This window comes from Burkholderia sp. Ax-1724, from assembly GCF_011752995.1.
GTDB lineage: Bacteria > Pseudomonadota > Gammaproteobacteria > Burkholderiales > Burkholderiaceae > Paraburkholderia.
The window spans coordinates 162,676-182,350 of record NZ_VWWL01000015.1 but is presented as its reverse complement, the minus strand read 5'-3'; the positions used below and the strand labels follow the sequence as shown (position 1 = coordinate 182,350).

The following is a 19,675-nucleotide window of genomic DNA, read 5'->3' as shown; positions in this document are numbered from 1 at the left end:
CAGCACTTTGTCTTTTCATATAAGTTAGCGCTACCATTTAACGCGGCGGGTAGTCTATACTTCGCCGAAGCCCGGCGACGGGCGCGCCAGTCGACAAGGAAAATCGCAGAATGAAGGGGAAAACTGCACTCGTAACGGGATCGTCTCATGGTTTGGGCTTTGCGATGGCCGATGCACTAGCGACAGCCGGCTGTCAGGTCGTGCTGCATGGCGTCGAGCCGCCCGCGCACGTCGAGGAGGCACGCGCGGCCTTCGAGGCAAAGCATGGCCGCCGCGCCGATTACCTGCAGGTGGATCTCGGCGATGCGTGCGCCGTCGAGCGGATGATGTTCGAAGTGATCGAGCGGCTCGGCTCGATCGACGTGCTGGTCAATAACGCGGTAGTACGCCATTTCGCGCCGATCGATGCGTTTCCGGTCGACAGGTGGGAGCAGGCGCTGGCGGTCAACCTCAGTGCGGCCTTTCACTCGATTCGCCTCGCCTTGCCGGGGATGCGCGAACGCGGCTGGGGCCGCATCTTTAATATGACGTCGGTGTACGGTATGCGCGGCACGGTCAACCGCGTCGATTACGTGACGACCAAGTCCGCGCTGCTTGGCCTTACGCGCGCGGTCGCCGCCGAAACGATGGGGCAGGGGATTACCTGCAACGCGATCTGCCCGGGTGCGGTGCATACGCCGACTAGCGAAAACCGGATTCAGGCATTGATGGAAGACACGGGACTCGACCGCGAGACGGCGGTCGAGCGTTTTCTGACCGGCAAGCAGCCGACCGGCCGCTTCGTCGAAGCGGCGCATGTCGCCGATCTCGTCGTGTTCCTGTGCGGCGATGCGGCGGCGCAGATGACAGGCGCGATGCTACCGGTGGAGGGAGGCTGGCTCGCGATCTGAGCCGTGGCGCTGCGAACGGGCCGTCATGGCAAGCTCGGGCATGCTGCGCTTGCCGTGCTTCGCTACCCGATCACGCAACTCAGCGCGAACAGATCCACCTGTGGTTCGCGCACGCGGCTCGCCACGCTTTCAATTGCGCGGCACGCAGCCGCCACACAAGCTTCGAGTGTGGTTGCTCGCGCGCTTTCGAGCATCAGCAGATGTCCGACGGTATCGTCGTGATCCGGCTCCGCATGACGTTCGACCGCGCAATGCACACCCATCATGCGCGGTTCGCGCATGATTGTGTCGCATAGCGACACGCCCTGTCGCGCATCAATTTCCCTCGGTATGCGCAGACGCAGTGTTGCCAGTGCGCCGCCGATGCCGTCTCCCGTCGTAGCCAGCACGCCGAAAGTGCCGCGCGCCGAGGTGCGCAGATGCGGCTTCATTTGCTGCGTCCATGGCGTTGGTGACGCGACGCGCGCCTGATAGGGGGCTTCGGTCAGCACCTGGTCATTGGCCAGCTCATAGCAGGCGAAATAGGCCGGGTGCCCGGTATCTAACGACGTATAGCGCCGTGCCCGCACGAAGCCGGGAATATCGACTCGCTCGCGCAAGTGTTCGCGCGTGATCCACGCGTCGTATTCACTTTCGTGAAGTTCGGGCGCGATCGTATTCCAGATCGCGAGCACTGCCTTGCCGGCAACGGCCATCGTGACGTCTCCTCGTGGTTGAAGGGATCGCGGCACACCGATTGCACGGCCGGCCGCGCTGCCAGGACTTACGATGGTAGCGCTATCCATTCGAGGCGGCAAGCAGTGAGGCGGTATGACCGATAACCTCGGATGATATGAACTATCCTGACTTTATCGGCCCGCGCGAGGTCGTGACGGGCAGCGGCACGGCATTGAGCCGCGAAGTGGTTTCGCGTTTCGTACGACGTGGCACCGAAGTCATGGCGGCAGACATTCCGCGGCGAATGCCGGGTCCGTCTCCTGCCCGGAAAGCCGGCTTCAGCCCATCAGTTCGCGCCAGCTAACTTTGGGGTCGGCGAGCGCTATCGGGTCGAGTCGTCCGTTTTTCGCCAGCACGCGGCGCAATGCGGAAATATCGCGGCCGGCATCGAAGGCGATGGCGCCCGTTACGCGGCCGTCCGCATCGAAGGCGAACAGGCTGTGCGCACCGTCCGCCGTACCGCGCATGACCCACACCGGCGCATCCGGAATGTGGCCGAGCATCTGGATGTTCACGCCCAGTTGATCGGACCAGAACCACGGTACGTCGTCGTAGCGTCGCGGCTCACCCGCCGCCGTTGCGCCGGCCGCCCGCGCCTGCAGTTCGGCGACTTGCCACGACTCGATGCGGTGCAGGCCGCTGCGGCCCTCGACCGGATGGCGCGTTACCTCTCCCGCCGCGAAGATGTACGGGTCGTCGGTACGTCCGTATGCGTCGACGAGAATGCCGTCGTCGACAGCGAGGCCCGCCTGCTGCGCCAGCTCGGTGTTCGGTATGACGCCGATGCCGATCACGATCAGGTCCGCATGAACCGGATGCGCGGCGTCTTGCAGCGCGATGCGCACGCCGCCTTGCGGTCCCTGTTCGATACGTGCGATCCGTGCACCGAGCCGCACATCGACGCCCGCCGCTCGATGCATGGCCAGTACGCGACGGCTCGCGGCGTCGGGAAACACACGTGCGAGTAGCCGGTCAGCCAGATCGATCACGGTGACGGTGCAGCCGTGGTGCCGCGCTGCCGCGGCCACCTCGAGGCCGATGAAGCCGCCGCCGATCACGGCCACATTCGCGCCGGCCCGCAGGCGCGGCTGCAAACGATGCGCGTCGTCGCGCGTGCGCAGATAGAAAACATCGTCGTCCAGTTCGCGCGGCAGCGGCAGACGTCGCACGCGCGAGCCGGTGGCGAGAATCAGTTGCCCGTAGCGATAGCGATGACCCGCGGCGGTATCGACCACGCGGGCCGTTTTGTCGACCGCTGTCGCGCGCTCGCCTGGTCGCACCTCGATACGTTCGTCGGCGAACTGTGCGGCGCTGAGCTTTTCGCACGCGGCGCTATTGGCCAGATCATGCAAGACGTCTTTCGAGAGCGGCGGGCGATCGTAGGGCAAATGCATCTCATCGCCGAGAATCGCGATGCGCGCGTCCGGCCGTACCGCGCGTGCGGCTTGCGCGGCGCATCGTCCTGCCTGACCGCCACCGATTATCAGAATGTCGAACTGTTGGTTCATGGATTCACGCAAATGAAAAGGACGGGACAGGAGCGCAAGGATTGCATGCAATCCGTTTTCGCGAATGTCGGGTATCTACTCATTCCATGCATTTAGGTTAGCGCTATCATAGCGCCACGCGAAATCGATACGGTGAAGTCGAAAGGGTCCAATACCAGGGAGACACGACGCATGAGATTCGGGGCATTCTGCTGTGCGGCCATCACGGTACTTTCCGCCGGCTGGTCAATCCAGGCATCGGCGCAGATTTCAGGCGACGCCGTGAAAATAGGCTTTCTCACCGATATTTCGGGAACCTACGCCGACAACGACGGGCAGGGCGGCGTGGAGGCGATCAGGATGGCAGTCGCCGATTTCGGCGGCACGGTCAACGGCAAGAAGATCGAGCTGCTGTATGCGGATCATCTGAACAAGGTGGACGTCGCGAACAACAAGGCGCACGAGTGGTTCGATCAGGACGGCCTCGACATGATGATCGGCGGCGCTAACTCGAGTGTCGGCCTCGCGCTGGCGAAACTGTCGGCCGAGAAGAAAAAGCCGTTCATGGCGGTCACCGCGGCAACCGCGCGGCTCACCAACGAAGACTGCACGCCGTACACGGTTGCCTACGCATACGACACGATCTCGGTGTCGCGCGGCACGGGGGGCGCGATCGTCGATCAGGGCGGCAAGACCTGGTTCTTCATCACCGCGGACTACGCGTTCGGTACATCGCTGCAGGACGAAACGGCGAAGGTCGTGCAGGCGAAGGGCGGCAAGGTATTGGGTTCGGTCAGGCACCCGGTGGGTGCGTCGCCTAACTTCTCCTCGCTGGTGTTGCAGGCACAGGCGTCGAAAGCGCAGATTCTCGGCTTGGCCACCAGCGGCGGCGATCTGATCAATGCGGTGAAAACGGCGAACCAGTTCGGCGTCAACAAGACGATGCACCTCGCCGCGATTCTTACGCACATCACCGAGATAAATTCTCTCGGCCTCAATCTGACCCAGGGCATGTATCTCACGGACAGCTGGTACTGGGATCAGGATGACGAATCGCGTGCGTGGTCCAAACGCTTCTTCGCGATCGTGCATCGCATGCCGACCGCGATGCAGGCGGCCGACTACTCGGCCACACTCACTTATCTGAAAGCGGTCAAGGCGCTCAATAGCGATGACGGCGACAAGGTGATGGCCTACATGAAGACGCATCCGATCGACGACCTGTTCACGAAGCATGGCACGATCCGTCCCGACGGACGCATGGTGCACGACATGTATCTACGCCAGGTGAAGACGCCGGCCGAGTCGAAATATCCGTGGGATTACTACAAGACGATTCGCACGATTCCAGGCGATCAGGCATTCAACACGAAAGCCGAATCGCAATGCAAGTTGTGGAAGTGACGCGGCGGGCTTGCGGAATCAGATATGGAAATTTTCGGCTATCCGGTACAGGCTGTCCTGTCCCAACTGGTGATCGGTCTCGTCAACGGCTCGTTTTACGCGATGTTGTCGCTCGGTCTCGCGATCATTTTCGGTTTGCTCAATGTAATCAACCTGTCGCACGGCGCGCTGTACATGCTCGGCGCGTTCGCGACGTGGATGGGGCTCGACTATCTCGGCCTCAGCTACTGGGCAATGCTGATTCTTGCACCGCTGATCGTCGGGTTGATCGGCGTCGTGATCGAGAAGACGATGCTGCGCTGGCTCTACAAGCTGGATCACCTGTACGGGCTGCTGCTGATGATCGGCCTCGCGAGCTTTCTCGAAGGCCTGCTGCAGTCGTTCTATGGCGCCTCGGGCGTGTCGTATTCGGCGCCCGACGCGCTGAACGGTGCCGCCGATCTCGGCTTCATGGTGCTGCCGGTGTATCAGGCGTGGGTCGTCGCGGTAAGCCTCGTCGTATGTTTCGCGACCTGGTATGCGATCGAGCGCACACGTCTGGGCTCGTATCTACGGGCGGGCACCGAGAACCCGCGCCTCGTCGAGGCTTTCGGCATCAACGTGCCGCGCCTGATCACGCTGACCTACGCTTTCGGCGTGGGCCTCGCCGGACTGGCCGGCGTGCTGGCCGCACCCACGGTGCAGGTGTCGCCACAGATGGGTTCGAACCTGATCGTCGTGGTGTTCGCGGTGGTGGTGATCGGCGGGTTGAGTTCGATCGTCGGCGCGATCGTCACGGGGCTCGTGCTCGGGGTGGCGGAAGCGCTGGTCAGCCTGTTCTATCCGCAGGCGTCGGCTACGGTCGTATTCGTCATTATGGCGATCGTACTGGTGCTGCGCCCAGCGGGCCTGTTCGGCAAGGAGCGTTGAACATGCATGCATCCGACCGTTATGTGCTTCACGGGAGATTCGCGCGATGATCGACAGAAAAGTCGCTTATGGCTTCGCAGTCGTCGTATTCCTGCTGGCTCCGCATTTCGTTTATCCGCTGTTTCTGATGAACGTGCTGTGCTTCGCACTGTTCGCGTGTTCGTTCAATCTTCTGATCGGCTTCGCCGGGCTGGTGTCGTTCGGGCATGCCGCGTTCTTCGGTGGCGCGGGTTATATCGCCGGCTATGTGCTCGCGACGCTGCACTGGCCGTTTGCGCTCGGCATCGTCGCCGGCATCGTGACGGGCGCATTGATGGGGCTGGGCTTCGGCCTGCTGGCCGCACGTCGCAACGGTATCTATTTCTCGATGATTACTCTCGCGCTCGCGCAGATGATTTACTTCGTATTCCTGCAGGCACCGTTTACCGGCGGCGAGGACGGCTTGCAGGGGATTCCGCGCGGCACGCTCGCGGGTCTCGATCTGACCGACGATATGACGTTCTATTACGTCGTGCTTGCAATCACCTCCCTCGGCTACGTGCTCATGCTGCGGGTCGTGCATTCACCGTTCGGCCAGGTACTGCTCGCGATCCGCGAAAACGAAGCGAGGGCCGTGTCGCTCGGGTATGACGTTACGCGTCACAAGCTGCTTGCGTTCGTGCTGTCGACCTCGCTCGCCGGGCTCGCGGGAGCGACGAAGGCAGTCTCGGTCGGCACGCAGACGCTCACCGATGCGCACTGGGCGATGTCCGGCCTCGTCATCCTGATGGTGCTGATCGGCGGTATGGGCACCTATTTCGGTCCGGTGATCGGCGCGTTGGTCATCGTCGCACTCGAGAGCAAGCTCGGCGACTTCGGCAATCTGCTCGCGGAGACCACGCATGTCGACTGGTTCAGGCAGATCGGCGTCTCGGTGACGATGGTGACGGGGCTGATCTTCGTGGTGTGCGTGCTGACGTTCAGGCGTGGCATCGTCGGTTCGATGCTGGCGTTGTCGCGCAAGGCGGGTGGGCAGGGAGCGCGTCAACATGGATGACCTGATTCTCGAAACGCGCGATCTGAGCAAGGACTTCAAGGGCTTCACCGCGGTCAATCGCGTGAACCTGAAAGTGCGGCGCGGGCATATCCATGCGCTGCTCGGGCCGAACGGCGCGGGCAAGACGACCTGCTTCAACCTGCTGACGAAGACGCTGGCGCCCACTTCCGGCCGCATCCTGTTCAACGGAATCGACATTACCTCGCAACGGCCGTCGCAGGTCGCGCGACGCGGCATTGTGCGTTCGTTCCAGATTTCGGCGGTGTTTCCGCATATGACGGTGTTGCAGAACGTGCGTGTCGGCTTGCAGCGCGCGACGGGCACGTCGTACCAGTTCTGGCGTAGCGAACGGGCGCTGAACGTGCTTAATGAGCGCGCCATGCAGTTGCTGGAGGAAGTCGATCTCAGCAGCTTCGCGGATCGCGTCGTCACGGATCTGCCGTACGGCCGCAAACGCGCACTCGAAATCGCGACCACGCTTGCGATGGACCCGGAACTGATGCTGCTCGACGAGCCGACCTCCGGCATGGGACACGAAGACGTCGAACGCGTGACCGAACTGATCAGGAAAGTGTCGGCGGGACGCACGGTGTTGATGGTCGAACACAACATGGCAATGGTCGCGGGTATCAGCGACCGCATTACGGTGCTGCAGCGCGGCGCGATTCTCGCCGAGGGCGATTACCAGACCGTGTCGACCGATCCACTGGTTGTCGAAGCGTATATCGGCGCGCCGCAGGAACCGCAGCGCAGGGAGGTTGCATGAGCGAGGCCGCATTGCAAGTCAGCAACCTGCATGCCTGGTATGGGGAGTCGCACGTGCTGCATGGCGTCGACCTGACGGTCGGACACGGCGAAGTGGTCAGCTTGCTCGGTCGCAATGGTTCCGGCCGTACGACGCTGCTGCGCGCGGTGTTCGGCCTGACAGGTGCCCGTAAGGGGTCGATCCGGATCGGCGGGGTCGAGGCGATCGGCCGGCCCACGCATCGTATCGCGCATATGGGCGTCGGGTATTGCCCGGAAGAGCGTGGCATTTTCGCGTCGCTGAACGTTGAGGAAAACCTGCTGTTGCCGCCCGCGTTGTCGAAGCATGGCGAAGGGATGTCGATGCAGGAGATCTACGAGGTGTTTCCGAATCTGCACGAGCGCCGCACGAGCCAGGGTACGCGGCTGTCGGGCGGTGAGCAGCAAATGCTCGCGCTCGCGCGCATCCTGAGAGCCGGTGCGCGGATTCTGTTGCTCGACGAGATTTCGGAGGGGCTCGCGCCGGTGATCGTGCAGGCGCTCGGCCGGATGATCCGCATGCTCAAGGAGCGCGGCTACACGATCCTGATGGTCGAGCAGAATTTCCGCTTCGCCGCGCCGCTCGCGGACCGTTTCTATGTGATGGAGCACGGCGAGGTCGCCGAATATTTCGCGGCGCCCGAGCTGCCGTCGAAGATGGCGCGCCTTGGCGCGTTGCTCGGCGTCTAGCGCATGGGCGCACGGGCACGGCGCGCAGTCGCCGGTTTGATCGTGAAATGTTACGCGCTGGGTTGGGTTTGGATGGATGGCGCTAACACGAAGTTTTTTCCGTATTCAGGCGGATCGCCCGGACTCAGACGCTCGCGGCCCGGGCGCGGTGAGTGAAGGACGACAACGAGAGCGGCAACGCTCCATTTGGGAGAACGTGAATGTCTAGTCGGACCGGTGCGCAGGTATTGATCGAACAACTGGCGGCTCGCGGCGTGACGCGGATTTTCGGCGTGCCGGGCGGCGATTGCAGTCTCGATGTGATCGAGGCGGCAAACGAGGCAGGGATCGAATTCGTCGTGACGCGCACGGAAAACTCGGCTGCGATGATGGCGGCAGTCACGGCCGAACTGACCGGCAGTCTCGGCGTCGTGCTGACGACGCGCGGCCCCGGTCTCGCGAACGGCGTGAACGGTGTCGCGTATGCAGCGCTGGACCGCGCGCCGATCGTGCTGATAGGCGACGGTTACGAGCACGAGCAGGCTTTTATCAGCCATCAGCGTTTCGATCAGACGCGCGTGCTGGAGCCGCTGATCAAGGGCGCCGCGCGGCTCGACACGCCGGTTGCGCTGCCGGCCGTCGGCGCGTTGCTCGACACCGCGTTGAGCGCACCGTACGGACCGGTCTATCTGGAAGTCACCGGCGCGGGCATGCGCGGTACGGTGCCGGCCGATGCGGTGCCCGTGCAGGTCGCGAGGCCAGTGCCCGCCGCTCCCGGGCCCGCCGTCTTCGAGCATGCGCGCAAGGTGCTGGCAGCGGCGAGGCGGCCTGTGATCATCGCTGGTTTGCAGGCGGCCGAGGCGCGTGCCAGCGAAGCCTTGCGCCGGCTCGCCGCAAAGCTGCAATGCGCGGTGTTGGCGACGTACAAGGCGAAGGGCGTATTGCACGACGCCGATCCGCTCATGCTCGGCTCGTACATCGGTGGTGCCGCGGAAGACGAGACGCTGCGCAGTGCGGATCTGTTCGTGCTGTTCGGCGCGGACCCGGTCGAATTCGCGCCGCAGCCGTGGCGCTATACGACACCGGTGCTCGATATCGCGCTGCATTCATTCCCGCGTCACTACTTTAACCCGGTCGCATCCGTGATCGGCGATCTGGCCGTTGCCGCCGCGCAACTTGAGGTCGGTCTTGCACGCAGCGACTGGCACAGCACGCAGCTCGGCACGCTGAAGGAAGGCATGCGTGCGCGCGCGCTGACGCACGGCGGCGGCCCGATTACGCCGCAGTCGCTAACCGAGGCCGCCTGCGCGGCGCTGCCGGCGAACGCACGTATCACTGTCGATGCAGGCGCGCACATGCTGCCCGTGATGGCGCACTTCCAGGCGAACGCGCCGCGCGACGTGCTGATCTCGCGCGGTCTCGCGACAATGGCCTTCGCGTTGCCGGCCGCGATCGGCGCGGCGCTCGCCGAGCCGAACCGGCCAGTGGTCGCCTTCACCGGCGACGGCGGGCTGATGATGTGCGCGGCCGAATTCGCCACCGCCGTGCAGGCAGGCTGCAAGCTGACGGTAGTGGTTTTCAACGACTCGAGCATGACGCTGATCGGCGTCAAGCAGCGTCGCCGCGATCTGCCGCATGCCGGGGTCGATTATTCGCACACCGACTTCGCGCAGGTCGCGCGTGGTTTCGGCGCCAGGGGCTGGCGCGTCGAGGATCCGGCGCAACTGGCCGATGCGCTGAGTGCGGCGCTCGCGGCCGACGGTCCGAGCGTGGTCGACGTCGTGATCGATCCGGAGCCGTATCACGCGCAGATCCGCTCGCTGCGCGGCTGAACGCCGCGTGGCGCGACGCAGTAGATATCAGGACCACTGAAGGAGAGCCGCAACGATGACTCAGCAACCTGGGAGCATGCAGGACCTCGACGCTGCCGGCCGTGCGCAGATACGCGCCGAACTGCGCGATTTCTACGACGACTATGCATTCGCGCTCGACGAATTCGACCTCGATCGCTGGTCGACATTTTTCACCGACGATTGCCTGTATCGGGTGGTGTCGCTCGAGAACCATACCGCGCAACTGCCGCTGTCGACGATGCAGTGCGAGGGCATCGGCATGATCCGCGACCGCATTGCCGGCATCCGCGAGACGGCCGTGTTCGAGCCTCGCGTGCTGCGCCATATGGTGAACGGCGTGCAGGTCAACGCGATCGACGCGCAGGGCTGGTCGTCGCAGGCGAACTTCGCGATTTTCGAAAGCATGTCGGACCGCGAAGCGCATCTGCTGCTGGTTGGCCGCTATATCGACCGCGTCGTGCGCGAGGGCGGCGCGCTGAAATTCCGTCAGCGGATCTGCGTGTTCGACAATTACCGCATCCGCACGTCGTTGATTTATCCCGTCTAACGAGGCACGCCGAATGAATACGAGCACGGTTTCCACCGCGCAGTTGCGCCGCTGGCCAGAACAGCGCGACGCGCGCATTCCTGCCTGGATCTATTCCGATCCGGATCTGTTCAAGCGCGAAATGGAAGTCTTCTACGAAGGCTCCACCTGGAATTTCGTTGGTCTCGCCTGTGAAATCGCCGAGCCGGGCGCGTTCAAACGCAGTTGGATCGGCACGCGCCCGGTACTGATGGTGCGCGATGAAGACGGCACCATCAATGTGGTCGAGAACCGCTGCGCGCATCGCGGATCGATGCTGTGCTGGAAAAACAATGGTGTCGTGAAGGACTTCACTTGTCCCTATCACCACTGGAGCTACGATCTGAAGGGCAACCTGCTCGGCCTGCCGTTTTTACGCGGCGCAATGGGCAAGGGCGGCATGCCGCGGGATTTCGCCAAGGGCGAGCACGGCCTGCGCAAGCTGCGCGTAGAGGAACGCAAAGGTCTCGTGTGGGCGACCTTCGACGAATCGGCACCGGATCTCGAGGCCTATCTGGGTGACGAAATCGCCGCGCTGATCGATCGCGCAACCGGCAACGGCCGTCTCAAACTGCTCGGCTACAACCGCCAGCTATTGCCATGCAACTGGAAACTGTATGTCGAGAACAGTCGCGATCCGTATCACGCGACGCTGCTGCACAGCTTTTTCCTGACCTTCGGCCTGCTGCGTGCGGATACCGCGTTCAAGGCGGTGCCGACGCTCGGCGGCCGCCACGCGATCATGGCGTCGACCTATTCGGCCGCTACCGCGAGCGAGAAGAACGAAGTCACGCAGCAGCTTGCGTCGCTGAAAAGCGATTTCTCGCTGCAGGACATGGACATGGTGCGGCCCGTTGACGAATTCGGCGACAGTTCGATGATCAATTTCTCGGTATTGCCGTCGGTGTTCTTTCAGCAGCATGGAAATTCGCTGGCGATCCGCCATGTGATTCCGAAGTCGGAATCGCAGACAGAGCTGTCGTGGACGCACTACGGCTTCGAGGACGACGACGAGACGATGCAGAACCGCCGCATCAAGCAGGCGAATCTGATGGGGCCGGCCGGCTATGTCGCGGTCGACGACAGCGAAGTGCTCGCGCTGATGCAGCCAGTTGCGCAAAGCGCGCCGGATTCGGTGCAGGCCGTCGAGATGGGCGGGCGCGATTACGCGCCGCAGGAAACCATGCTGACGGAGACGCTGATCCGCAGCTTCTATCACTACTACCGCGAAAAAATGGGCCTCTGAGCTGCCCGACTGGGAGACAGACACGATGAGCGAATGGCACCCCGCAATCCAGGCCGACGCCGTGGCGGAGGGCACGCCGTGCCCGCTGCTGATCGGCGATACGCCAATCGCGCTGTACCGGCTGGGCCGCGAAGTCTATGCGATCAGCGACCGCTGCACGCACGAGCCCGAGGTGCGGCTGTCGGATGGTTTTATCGACGGCGACGTGATCGAATGCCCGATGCACCAGTCGTGCTTCTCGATCCGCACCGGCAAGGTGATCGGTCCTCCCGCGCGTGAAGACGTGCGCGCGTATCCGATCAGGATCGAAGACGGCACCGTCTACGTCGAGTTGTAGCAGGCGGTTATCGCGCCGCGGTTCATGCGATCGCGGTTCGGAAAAGGGCAGGTAGCAGCGGTAAGAGGCAGGCCACGGTCCGCCCGCAAACACATCGGCTTGCGATGCGCGCGATGCCGGGTGGCATCAGGTTGCATCGCCAGTTAAGTGTTTAGGATCACATATAAAAATCTCAAAATCACATTCAATGGAGACACCGGGGTGGACTTGCACCTCCCGGTCAGGAGAACAACGATGAAGAAGAAACTGATTCTGGCTTCGCTCGTGCTCGGCACGGGCGCCGGCGCGGCCTGCGCGCAAAGCAGCGTGACGCTGTACGGTATTCTCGATGCCGGCATCGGGTATTCGAACAACCAGGCGGTTACCGTGACACCGGGCGCGGCGGGTCGGCCCGCGATGCTGGTGAACCATTCGAAGCTCGGCTTCGTCAGCGGTTCGACCTTTGCGGATCGCTGGGGTCTGAAGGGCGTCGAGGATCTGGGCGGCGGCTATCGTGCGGTATTTACGTTGGAGAACGGTTTCAATATCGGCACCGGCGCGTTCGCGTCGGCCGGTACGATGTTCAATCGTCAGGCGTTCGTCGGTCTGGGCAATACGCGCTATGGCACGTTGACCTTTGGGCGTCAGTACGATCCGCTGGTCGACCTCGTCGAGCCGCTCGGGCCGACGCGCTTTCTGAACGGTATTGCAGCGCATCCGGGCGACCTCGACGATTTCGACAATAGCCTGCGCATCAGCAACTCGGTCAAATACACGAGCCCCGTGATGGGCGGCTTTACCATCGAGGCGTTGTACGGTTTCGGCGGACAGCCGGGATCGATGCACGACAAAAGCACCTACGGTATCGGGGCGGCTTATGCTCGCGGTCCGCTCGCGGGCAGCGTCGCGTACTACCGTGCGGACAATAGCAAGACGGGTCCCGACGACGTGACGAACGGCACGTGGGTCGGCTCGTCGGACAGCATTTTCAATTCGTCGATCAACGCGGGTTTCGCGTCGGCGGAAACCTTGCAGATCATCGGCACCGCGTGGAATTACGTGATCGGCCCGGTCACGCTCGGCTTGAACTACAGCAACGTGCAGTACAGGCCGGGGCCGTTCTCGCTGTTCCATCGCAATCAGAAATTCAACACGGGCGGCGCCGTTGCGTCGTGGCAAGTCACCTCGACGCTCGCGCTTGCCACGGCGTACGCGTATTCGCGCGGCAGTTCGGTGGACGGTTCGTCATCGCCTCCGCAGTACAACCAGATCAGCGTCGCTGCGTTCAAGAATCTGTCGAAACGGACCATCCTGTTCCTCGTCGGCGGCTATCAGCATGCGTCGGGCCGCACGCTCGACGCGTTCGGCAACGTGGTCGACGCAACCGCTTCTGTGGGCGATGCGTCGAATGGCGGCGGCTCATCGGCGTCGAATTCACAGGTGGTCGTGCGTGCCGGCATCCGGCATCACTTCTGACGGGCGCCAGGTTCTGCGCCCGGCGCGTCGGTTGCGCCGGACGCTTCTTTTGCATGGAGGAATAACAGCGTGAGCTTTGCATCGCTTCAAGGAAAAGTTGTCATCGTAACGGGGGCCGGCAGCGGCATCGGCGCGGCAACCGCACGGCGGCTCGCCGAGGACGGCGCGCGCGTCGTCGTGGTCGATGTCGAGCGCGCACTGGCGCAGGAGGTCGCGGCTTCATTGCCGGAACCCGGCAACGCACTGGCTGTTCAGGCAGACGTGTCACGCGAAGAAGATGTCGAGCGCTATATGCGCGAGACGCTCGATAGATTCGGACGCGTCGATCTGCATCACCTGAACGCGGGCATCGTCGGAACGCTGGCGCTCTTTCCGGACATCGGCGTCGACGAATTCGATGCGGTCATGCGCGTGAATCTGCGCGGCCCGTTTCTCGGTGCGCGCGCGGCCTTTCGTCAATACGCGGTGCAGCAGGGTACGGGCTCGATCGTGATTACCGCATCGATCGGCGCGCTGCTCGGCAGTGACGACCTGTTGCCGTACCAGACCTCGAAGCACGGTGTGCTCGGGATCGTGCATGGAGGGGCGATGTACGGGGGGCCGCGTGGTATTCGCGTCAACGCGGTTGCGCCGGGACTGGTGCCGACCGCGCTGTTCGCTGCCAATGCCGCTGGCTCCGGCGCCGGCGGCGATGTGGTGCAGCGCGGCACGACTGTGCCGATGCGGCGAGTCGGCACGCCGGACGAAGTCGCCAATGCGGTCGCATTCCTGCTCAGCGACGAGTCCAGTTATATCAACGGCGACGTGCTGTCGGTGGACGGCGGCTCGGCGATCGTGAGCACCGTGAGGCCAAGCGGTGGCGCGGGACAGTGGAATACGGCGGGGGTGGACGGCCGCGTCTGATACCGGCTGGCGGGCGCCACGCACGCCGTACTGTACCGGTATGCGCTCCAATCGCATTGCAACATACGTACGTGTTTTCTCCGTGCATCGGCAGAAAAAATCTTGCCAGGGTAAATGTCTTCTTGACCGATTGTATTACGCGAATATAATCGATCTTTATGGTAACGCTCACATTCGATGAGCGACGCAGCGTGAAGCCGCAACCCGACAACAAGAAAAGTGCCTTTGACGGAGACAGTACCTATGCAGAACGAAGCGAGTATTGGATACCGACTGGACAGCGTGCCGCTGTCCGGTTATCACTGGCGGCTGCTTGGCTTGATCGCGGCGGGTATGTATTTCGACTCGTTCGACATCTACATCGCCGGCACGGTGCTTGCCGCAATGATCCACAGCGGCGAATCCACGCTGAAGCTCAACGCGATGTTCGTGTCCGTCACGTTCCTCGGCATGATGGCGGGCGCATGGCTGTCCGGTCTGCTCGGCGACCGCTTCGGGCGGCGTTTCTGCTATCAGTTCAATCTCGGCATCTACGGCTTCGCATCGATTGCCGCGGCGCTTGCGCCTTCGATGTACTGGCTGATTTTCTTCCGCCTCGTGATGGGCATCGGCATGGGGGCGGAGATCGTCGTTGGCTACGGCACGCTGAGTGAATTCATTCCGGCTGCGTGGCGCGGCCGGTTCGGCACGATCCTCAATCTCATCATCAATACGTCGCTGTTCCTGTCAACCTTCCTCGGCTGGCTGATCGTGCCGCACTACGGCTGGCGCTGGATGTTCGCGATCGCGGGCTGCGGCGCGCTTGTCGTGTGGTTCCTGCGCAAGTCGATGCCGGAGTCGCCGCGCTGGCTCGCATCGCGCAATCGCGTCGCCGAGGCGGACCGGATCGTGTCGAACATCGAGACCGCATGCGGCGTCGATTCAACCGCGGCGATCGCGGCTGCGGCTCAGCAGCTGCGCCATCCCGACACGCGGGACAACGGACGTCTCGGCGATCTGTTCGCGCGCCGACTGCTCACGCGCACGATTACCGGCATCACGGTGCTAGTCGCGCTGTTCGTCGTCAACTACGCGTTCGTCAGCTGGATTCCGACTTTTCTTGTCAAGCAAGGCCATAGCGTCTCGAATTCGCTGGGACTGACGGCAGTGATGTTCGCGGGCGGCCCGGTGGGTTCGCTGATCGCCTTTGCACTGGCGGAGCGTGTCGGCCGCAAGTGGGGCATCGTGCTGTTTTCGCTGATCTGCGCGGGGTTTGGCGCCGCTTATCCGTTCGCGCAGTCGGAAGTGGCGATTGCCGCGCTCGGTTTCGCGATCACCTGCTGCATCTACGTGCTGTCGTCGTTCAGCGTCGCAACGTATGTGCCGGAACTGTTCCCGACCGAGCTGCGTTTGCGTGGCTCGGGCGTGTCGAATACGGTGGGCCGCGCGGTGAGCATCGTGGTGCCGTATGTGGTGGCGTCGGCGTTCACGGATTTCGGCATCGCCGGCGTGTTGGCGCTGATCGTCGGCACGCTGCTCGTGCAGGCCGCGATCGTCGGCGTACTCGGCACGGAAACGCGGCGGCGTTCGCTCGAATCGATCGCGGCCGAAGTCGGCAATACGTTTGCAGCAGGTGGCCAGCCGAACGACGATCGTGCGGCATCGGCTACGAGGCCGTAGAGGACAGCGGTGTTATCCATCAGAGCAGACCGGATCGCATTGTGCGGGCTCATCCGCATGCTCCGCGAAAGATCCGGCGAAAGCGCCACACTGTAGAGGACAAATCCGCCCATGGCAGCACAGTCAGAGAGCAGTTCCAGCCAGAGCAGCACCAACCGCCACGCCGGCCATGCGACGCAACGCATCGCGCAATGGGGTGCTGCGGCGACCTGGCGCGACGTGCCCGCCGCAGTGCGGCACGAAGCGAAGCGCGCGCTCGTCAACTATATGGCGGTCGCGCTGGCGGGCTGCACCGATCCGACGCTCGACAAGGCGGTGCGCGTCTACCAGCGCTTCGGCGCAGATCGCAGTGCGGGCATGATCGGCCGGTGCGAACGCTTCGACATGCTGAACGCCGCCGCGCTCAACGCGATGAGCGCAAACGTGTTCGATTTTGACGACACGCATATCCCGACCATCATTCATCCGAGCGCGCCGGTCGCCGCTGCGCTGTTAGCGCTCGCTCAAACACGGCCGATGACGGGCGAAGCACTGCTGCTCGCGTTCGTGCTCGGCGTCGAGGTGGAGTGCCGCATCGGTAACGCGGTTTCGCCGGAGCACTATCAACGCGGCTGGCACATCACGTCGACGTGCGGCGTGTTCGGCGCGGCCGCCGCCGTGGCCAAGGTACTGGGCCTGAACGCGCGGCAGATCGCGTGGGCGCTCGGCAATGCATCCGCGCAGGCGGGCGGTCTCGTCGAGACGCTGGGCACGATGTCGAAGAGCATCAGCGTAGGCAATGCGGCACGTAACGGCCTGCTGTCGGCGCTGCTCGCCGCCGACGATTTTTCCGGTCCCGATGCGCCGCTCGAAGGCACGCGCGGTTTTCTGCGCGTCACGGCCGCGCAGCCGAAGATCGAGGCACTGACCGACGGTCTCGGGCTCGAATGGTCGCTGCTGTCGAATACCTACAAGCCGTATCCGTGCGGCGTGGTGTTGAACCCGGTGATCGACGCGTGTCTCGATCTGCGTCGCGATGCGCATTGGAGCCTTGACGATGTCGAACGGGTCGAGCTGACGGGCCATCCGCTGCTGCGCGAACGTACCGACCGGCCCGCTGTGCGCAGCGGTCGCGAATCGCAGGTCAGCGCGCAGCACGCGGTGGCCGTCGCGCTCGCGACGGGCAAGGCCGGCCTCGCGCAGTTTAGCGATAGCGCAGTGGGCGATCCGTCGCTGCGCGCATTCGGCGCGCGCTTGCGTTTCATCGACGATCCGTCGTGGCCGGTCGAGTCGGCTCAGGTCGCTGTCGTGCTGCGCTCGGGCGACACGATATCGCGGCGTATTCAGGCGGCGCGCGGCAGTCTCGCCGCGCCACTCGCCGACGTCGAACTCGCGGCGAAGCTGCATGAACTTGCCGCATACGGCGGCTCGGGGGTCGCACCGCAACCGCTGATCGATACGCTGTGGCGTTTCGACGGCGAAGCGGATGCGGCGGTGCTGATGAAACTAGCGTGCGCGAACTGAGTAGCGCGATCGATCGATTTTCAACGGATGAGGATAGTCATGTCAGGCAGCGAACAAAGCAGCAAGCAGATCGGTTTTATCGGCGTAGGTGTGATGGGGCGGCCGATGGCGCGCCGTTTGATCGAAGCGGGGCATACGCTCGTCGTGTTCGATCGCGATGAACAGGCGGTCGCGGAACTCGCGGCGATCGGCGCGCGCGCGGCGAAGTCGGTGCGCGAAGTGGCCGACACCGCGCGCGTCGTTTTCACGAGCTTGCCGACGCCGGCGATTTTCAAGGCGGTGGCGCTCGGCGACGGCGGCCTGATCGAAGGTAGCGCGGTGAAGATTCTCGTCGATCTGTCGACGGTCGGTTCGCGCATCGAAAGGGAAGTGGCCGACGCTCTGCTCGCGAAGGGCATCGAAACCGTCGACGCGCCGGTAAGCGGCGGCGCTGCGGGCGCGAAGAAAGGCACGCTGGCGATCATGACGGCGGGCAAGCCGGCCGCGCTCGACGAGGTTCGCGCGCTGTTCGACGTGTTCGGCAAGGTGTTCGTCGTCGGCGATCAGCCAGGGCAGGGACAGTTGCTGAAGCTGCTCAACAACATGTTGTCGTCGACTGCTTTTGCGATCACGTCGGAAGCGTTCGTTGCCGGCATGCGCGGCGGCCTCGATCCCGAAGTGATGATGTCCGTGATCAATTCGGGCAGCGGCAAGAACGGCGCGACGATGGACAAATTCCCGAAACACGTGCTGACACACGGCTTCGATTTCGGTTTTCCGGTCGGCAGCGTGTGCAAGGACATCGGCCTCGCGGTGGACGAATGCCAGGCGCTCGGCGTGCCGATGTGGGTCGGCAGCGTCGCGCGTCAGGTGTGGAACTACGCGGCGATGCAGGACGGCGCGAAGCGTGACATGACCGAACTCGTCAAATACGTCGAGCGCTGGTCGTCGTCGGAGGGGCTCGCCGACTGAGCGCCTCGCAATCACTTCCGCAAACAGGCATCTGGCCGGACTTCCGGCCCATCGTACCGGATCAAACAGGGGTTATTCATGATCGTTGAAATGCGTATTTACCACTGCGCGCCGACGCGCTTGCCGGCACTGCTCGATCGCTTCACGTCGACCACGCTCGGCTTTTTCGAAAAATACGGCATCGAGCAGCTCGGTTTCTGGACCACGTTGATCGGACCGAGCAACCACGCGCTGACCTACATGCTCAAGTGGGAAAGTCTCGCCGAGCGCGAGCAGAAGTGGAACGCGTTCCAGTCCGACCCCGACTGGATCGTCAAACGCGCGGCGACGGAAGCCGAGAAGCCGATCGTCGAGCGTATCGAAAATCATTTTCTGACGCCGACCGCATTCTCGGCGCTGCGCTAGACGAGGTCTCGCAATGACACAACTCAAGCGGATCGGTTTCGTCGGTCTCGGCATGATGGGCGCGCCGATGGTGCAGTGCCTGTGCAGAGCCGGCTTCGAACTGTTCATCGCCGACGCTGACGCCGCACGCGCCGCCGCGCTCGCCGAGCAAACCGGTGCGCAGCGTCTGAATGACGACAACGCGGCATCGCTCGATGCATTGATCACGATGCTGCCGAACTCGGCGATTGTCGAGGCCGTGGTGCTCGGCGACGGTTGGGCCGCGAAACTCGCGCGGGGCGCTGTCGTCATCGACATGAGTTCGTCGGAACCGGAGCGCTCGCGCGAACTCGGCAGGACGCTCGAAGCGCGCGGCCTTGCGTATCTCGATGCGCCGGTGTCGGGCGGCGTCAAGCGCGCGAAGGAGGGCTCGCTCGCGATTCTCGTCGGCGGCGACGCGCAGGTGCTTGCGCGCTGCAAGGCGTTGCTCGATGCGATGGGCGCGAGCGTGCTGCATATCGGCGGCGCGGGCGCCGGTCATGCGGCCAAGGCGCTCAACAATTATGTGTCGGCGGCGGGACTGACCGCGACGGTCGAGGCGCTGCAGATCGCGAGCCGTTTCGGCATCGAGCCGGCCGTGATGACAGACGTGCTCAACGCGTCGTCGGGGCGCAGCAATACGTCGGAAAACAAGGTCAAGCAGTTCATGCTGAGCGGCACGTTTGCGTGGGGCTTCGCGCTGCAGTTGATGAACAAGGATCTGAAGATCGCGTATGCGCTCGCGCAGGCGGTCGGCCATCCGATGACATTTGGCACGGCCTGCATCGAGGTGTGGAACGAAGCGGCACAGCAGTCGACGCCCGTGACCGATCACACCGAAATGTACCGGCTGTTGCCAGGCGCGGCTTCCTGAGGCCGCCTTCC

19 protein-coding genes are annotated in these 19,675 nt (G+C 63.5%); 17 read left to right on the top strand and 2 right to left on the bottom strand.

What is annotated here, in order from left to right; translation table 11 throughout:
• Nucleotides 1–110 precede the first annotated feature (110 nt).
• Nucleotides 111–890 carry an SDR family NAD(P)-dependent oxidoreductase gene (locus F3J19_RS19250; protein ID WP_167044426.1) on the top strand — a complete coding sequence of 260 codons (780 nt, stop codon included), beginning with the start codon at nucleotides 111–113 and terminating at the stop codon, nucleotides 888–890.
• Nucleotides 891–952: 62 nt separating this feature from the next.
• Here the strand turns inward: F3J19_RS19250 and F3J19_RS19245 are convergent, their stop codons facing one another.
• Both F3J19_RS19245 and F3J19_RS19240 read right to left on the bottom strand, forming a co-directional pair.
• Nucleotides 953–1,564 (bottom strand): DUF4286 family protein, encoded by a 612-nt coding sequence (locus F3J19_RS19245; protein ID WP_167044423.1) that lies wholly within the window; start codon nucleotides 1,562–1,564, stop codon nucleotides 953–955.
• Nucleotides 1,565–1,885: 321 nt separating this feature from the next.
• Entirely contained in the window at nucleotides 1,886–3,115 is a 1,230-nt protein-coding gene (locus tag F3J19_RS19240; RefSeq protein WP_167044419.1) for an FAD-dependent oxidoreductase, read from the bottom strand.
• A gap of 171 nt (nucleotides 3,116–3,286) precedes the next feature.
• Between F3J19_RS19240 and F3J19_RS19235 the strand changes: the two genes are divergently transcribed.
• From F3J19_RS19235 to F3J19_RS19160, 16 genes are all read left to right on the top strand, one after another.
• Nucleotides 3,287–4,498, top strand: coding sequence for an ABC transporter substrate-binding protein (locus F3J19_RS19235; protein ID WP_167044417.1), 1,212 nt, complete (start codon nucleotides 3,287–3,289; stop codon nucleotides 4,496–4,498).
• A gap of 24 nt (nucleotides 4,499–4,522) precedes the next feature.
• On the top strand, nucleotides 4,523–5,407 hold the full coding sequence (locus F3J19_RS19230; protein ID WP_167044414.1) for a branched-chain amino acid ABC transporter permease: 885 nt from the start codon (nucleotides 4,523–4,525) through the stop codon (nucleotides 5,405–5,407).
• A 49-nt stretch (nucleotides 5,408–5,456) separates the two neighbouring features.
• Nucleotides 5,457–6,443 carry a branched-chain amino acid ABC transporter permease gene (locus tag F3J19_RS19225; RefSeq protein WP_345889859.1) on the top strand — a complete coding sequence of 329 codons (987 nt, stop codon included), beginning with the start codon at nucleotides 5,457–5,459 and terminating at the stop codon, nucleotides 6,441–6,443.
• Nucleotides 6,436–7,209 (top strand): ABC transporter ATP-binding protein, encoded by a 774-nt coding sequence (locus tag F3J19_RS19220; RefSeq protein ID WP_167044409.1) that lies wholly within the window; start codon nucleotides 6,436–6,438, stop codon nucleotides 7,207–7,209. Before F3J19_RS19225 ends, F3J19_RS19220 begins: the two co-directional genes overlap by 8 nt.
• Entirely contained in the window at nucleotides 7,206–7,916 is a 711-nt protein-coding gene (locus F3J19_RS19215; RefSeq protein WP_167044407.1) for an ABC transporter ATP-binding protein, read from the top strand. Before F3J19_RS19220 ends, F3J19_RS19215 begins: the two co-directional genes overlap by 4 nt.
• Before the next feature lie 200 nt (nucleotides 7,917–8,116).
• Complete coding sequence (locus F3J19_RS19210) at nucleotides 8,117–9,727, top strand: thiamine pyrophosphate-binding protein (RefSeq protein WP_167044405.1); 1,611 nt, start codon at nucleotides 8,117–8,119, stop codon at nucleotides 9,725–9,727.
• Nucleotides 9,728–9,782: 55 nt separating this feature from the next.
• Nucleotides 9,783–10,295, top strand: coding sequence for an aromatic-ring-hydroxylating dioxygenase subunit beta (locus F3J19_RS19205; RefSeq protein ID WP_240159076.1), 513 nt, complete (start codon nucleotides 9,783–9,785; stop codon nucleotides 10,293–10,295).
• A gap of 13 nt (nucleotides 10,296–10,308) precedes the next feature.
• On the top strand, nucleotides 10,309–11,559 hold the full coding sequence (locus F3J19_RS19200; RefSeq protein ID WP_167044402.1) for an SRPBCC family protein: 1,251 nt from the start codon (nucleotides 10,309–10,311) through the stop codon (nucleotides 11,557–11,559).
• A gap of 25 nt (nucleotides 11,560–11,584) precedes the next feature.
• The gene (locus F3J19_RS19195) at nucleotides 11,585–11,896 is read left to right on the top strand and encodes a non-heme iron oxygenase ferredoxin subunit (RefSeq protein WP_167044399.1); all 312 of its coding nucleotides are present in this window, start codon (nucleotides 11,585–11,587) and stop codon (nucleotides 11,894–11,896) included.
• 234 nt (nucleotides 11,897–12,130) lie between these two features.
• Nucleotides 12,131–13,351, top strand: a complete 1,221-nt coding sequence (locus F3J19_RS19190; protein ID WP_167044398.1) for a porin — start codon at nucleotides 12,131–12,133, stop codon at nucleotides 13,349–13,351.
• Nucleotides 13,352–13,420: 69 nt separating this feature from the next.
• Nucleotides 13,421–14,254, top strand: a complete 834-nt coding sequence (locus F3J19_RS19185; RefSeq protein WP_167044395.1) for a glucose 1-dehydrogenase — start codon at nucleotides 13,421–13,423, stop codon at nucleotides 14,252–14,254.
• A 243-nt stretch (nucleotides 14,255–14,497) separates the two neighbouring features.
• Entirely contained in the window at nucleotides 14,498–15,913 is a 1,416-nt protein-coding gene (locus F3J19_RS19180) for an MFS transporter (RefSeq protein WP_167044393.1), read from the top strand.
• 111 nt (nucleotides 15,914–16,024) lie between these two features.
• Nucleotides 16,025–17,416 (top strand): MmgE/PrpD family protein, encoded by a 1,392-nt coding sequence (locus F3J19_RS19175; RefSeq protein ID WP_167044390.1) that lies wholly within the window; start codon nucleotides 16,025–16,027, stop codon nucleotides 17,414–17,416.
• Between the two features lie 39 nt (nucleotides 17,417–17,455).
• Nucleotides 17,456–18,367: an NAD(P)-dependent oxidoreductase gene (locus tag F3J19_RS19170; RefSeq protein ID WP_167044387.1), complete on the top strand. Its 912-nt coding sequence runs from the start codon at nucleotides 17,456–17,458 to the stop codon at nucleotides 18,365–18,367.
• Between the two features lie 78 nt (nucleotides 18,368–18,445).
• Nucleotides 18,446–18,772, top strand: a complete 327-nt coding sequence (locus tag F3J19_RS19165) for an NIPSNAP family protein (RefSeq protein WP_167044384.1) — start codon at nucleotides 18,446–18,448, stop codon at nucleotides 18,770–18,772.
• A 13-nt stretch (nucleotides 18,773–18,785) separates the two neighbouring features.
• Nucleotides 18,786–19,664 (top strand): NAD(P)-dependent oxidoreductase, encoded by an 879-nt coding sequence (locus tag F3J19_RS19160; RefSeq protein WP_167044381.1) that lies wholly within the window; start codon nucleotides 18,786–18,788, stop codon nucleotides 19,662–19,664.
• Nucleotides 19,665–19,675: the final 11 nt, after the last annotated feature.

What these genes read in the sequence shown, in the direction of transcription:
- F3J19_RS19195 (WP_167044399.1), top strand. Translation starts at nt 11,585, where the DNA reads ATGAGCGAATGGCACCCCGCAATCCAGGCCGACGCCGTGGCGGAGGGC.
- F3J19_RS19190 (WP_167044398.1), top strand. Translation starts at nt 12,131, where the DNA reads ATGAAGAAGAAACTGATTCTGGCTTCGCTCGTGCTCGGCACGGGCGCC.
- F3J19_RS19235 (WP_167044417.1), top strand. Translation starts at nt 3,287, where the DNA reads ATGAGATTCGGGGCATTCTGCTGTGCGGCCATCACGGTACTTTCCGCC.
- F3J19_RS19160 (WP_167044381.1), top strand. Translation starts at nt 18,786, where the DNA reads ATGACACAACTCAAGCGGATCGGTTTCGTCGGTCTCGGCATGATGGGC.
- F3J19_RS19170 (WP_167044387.1), top strand. Translation starts at nt 17,456, where the DNA reads ATGTCAGGCAGCGAACAAAGCAGCAAGCAGATCGGTTTTATCGGCGTA.
- F3J19_RS19240 (WP_167044419.1), bottom strand. Translation starts at nt 3,115, where the DNA reads ATGAACCAACAGTTCGACATTCTGATAATCGGTGGCGGTCAGGCAGGA.
- F3J19_RS19165 (WP_167044384.1), top strand. Translation starts at nt 18,446, where the DNA reads ATGATCGTTGAAATGCGTATTTACCACTGCGCGCCGACGCGCTTGCCG.
- F3J19_RS19175 (WP_167044390.1), top strand. Translation starts at nt 16,025, where the DNA reads ATGGCAGCACAGTCAGAGAGCAGTTCCAGCCAGAGCAGCACCAACCGC.
- F3J19_RS19200 (WP_167044402.1), top strand. Translation starts at nt 10,309, where the DNA reads ATGAATACGAGCACGGTTTCCACCGCGCAGTTGCGCCGCTGGCCAGAA.
- F3J19_RS19230 (WP_167044414.1), top strand. Translation starts at nt 4,523, where the DNA reads ATGGAAATTTTCGGCTATCCGGTACAGGCTGTCCTGTCCCAACTGGTG.
- F3J19_RS19220 (WP_167044409.1), top strand. Translation starts at nt 6,436, where the DNA reads ATGGATGACCTGATTCTCGAAACGCGCGATCTGAGCAAGGACTTCAAG.
- F3J19_RS19250 (WP_167044426.1), top strand. Translation starts at nt 111, where the DNA reads ATGAAGGGGAAAACTGCACTCGTAACGGGATCGTCTCATGGTTTGGGC.
- F3J19_RS19205 (WP_240159076.1), top strand. Translation starts at nt 9,783, where the DNA reads ATGACTCAGCAACCTGGGAGCATGCAGGACCTCGACGCTGCCGGCCGT.
- F3J19_RS19215 (WP_167044407.1), top strand. Translation starts at nt 7,206, where the DNA reads ATGAGCGAGGCCGCATTGCAAGTCAGCAACCTGCATGCCTGGTATGGG.
- F3J19_RS19180 (WP_167044393.1), top strand. Translation starts at nt 14,498, where the DNA reads ATGCAGAACGAAGCGAGTATTGGATACCGACTGGACAGCGTGCCGCTG.
- F3J19_RS19210 (WP_167044405.1), top strand. Translation starts at nt 8,117, where the DNA reads ATGTCTAGTCGGACCGGTGCGCAGGTATTGATCGAACAACTGGCGGCT.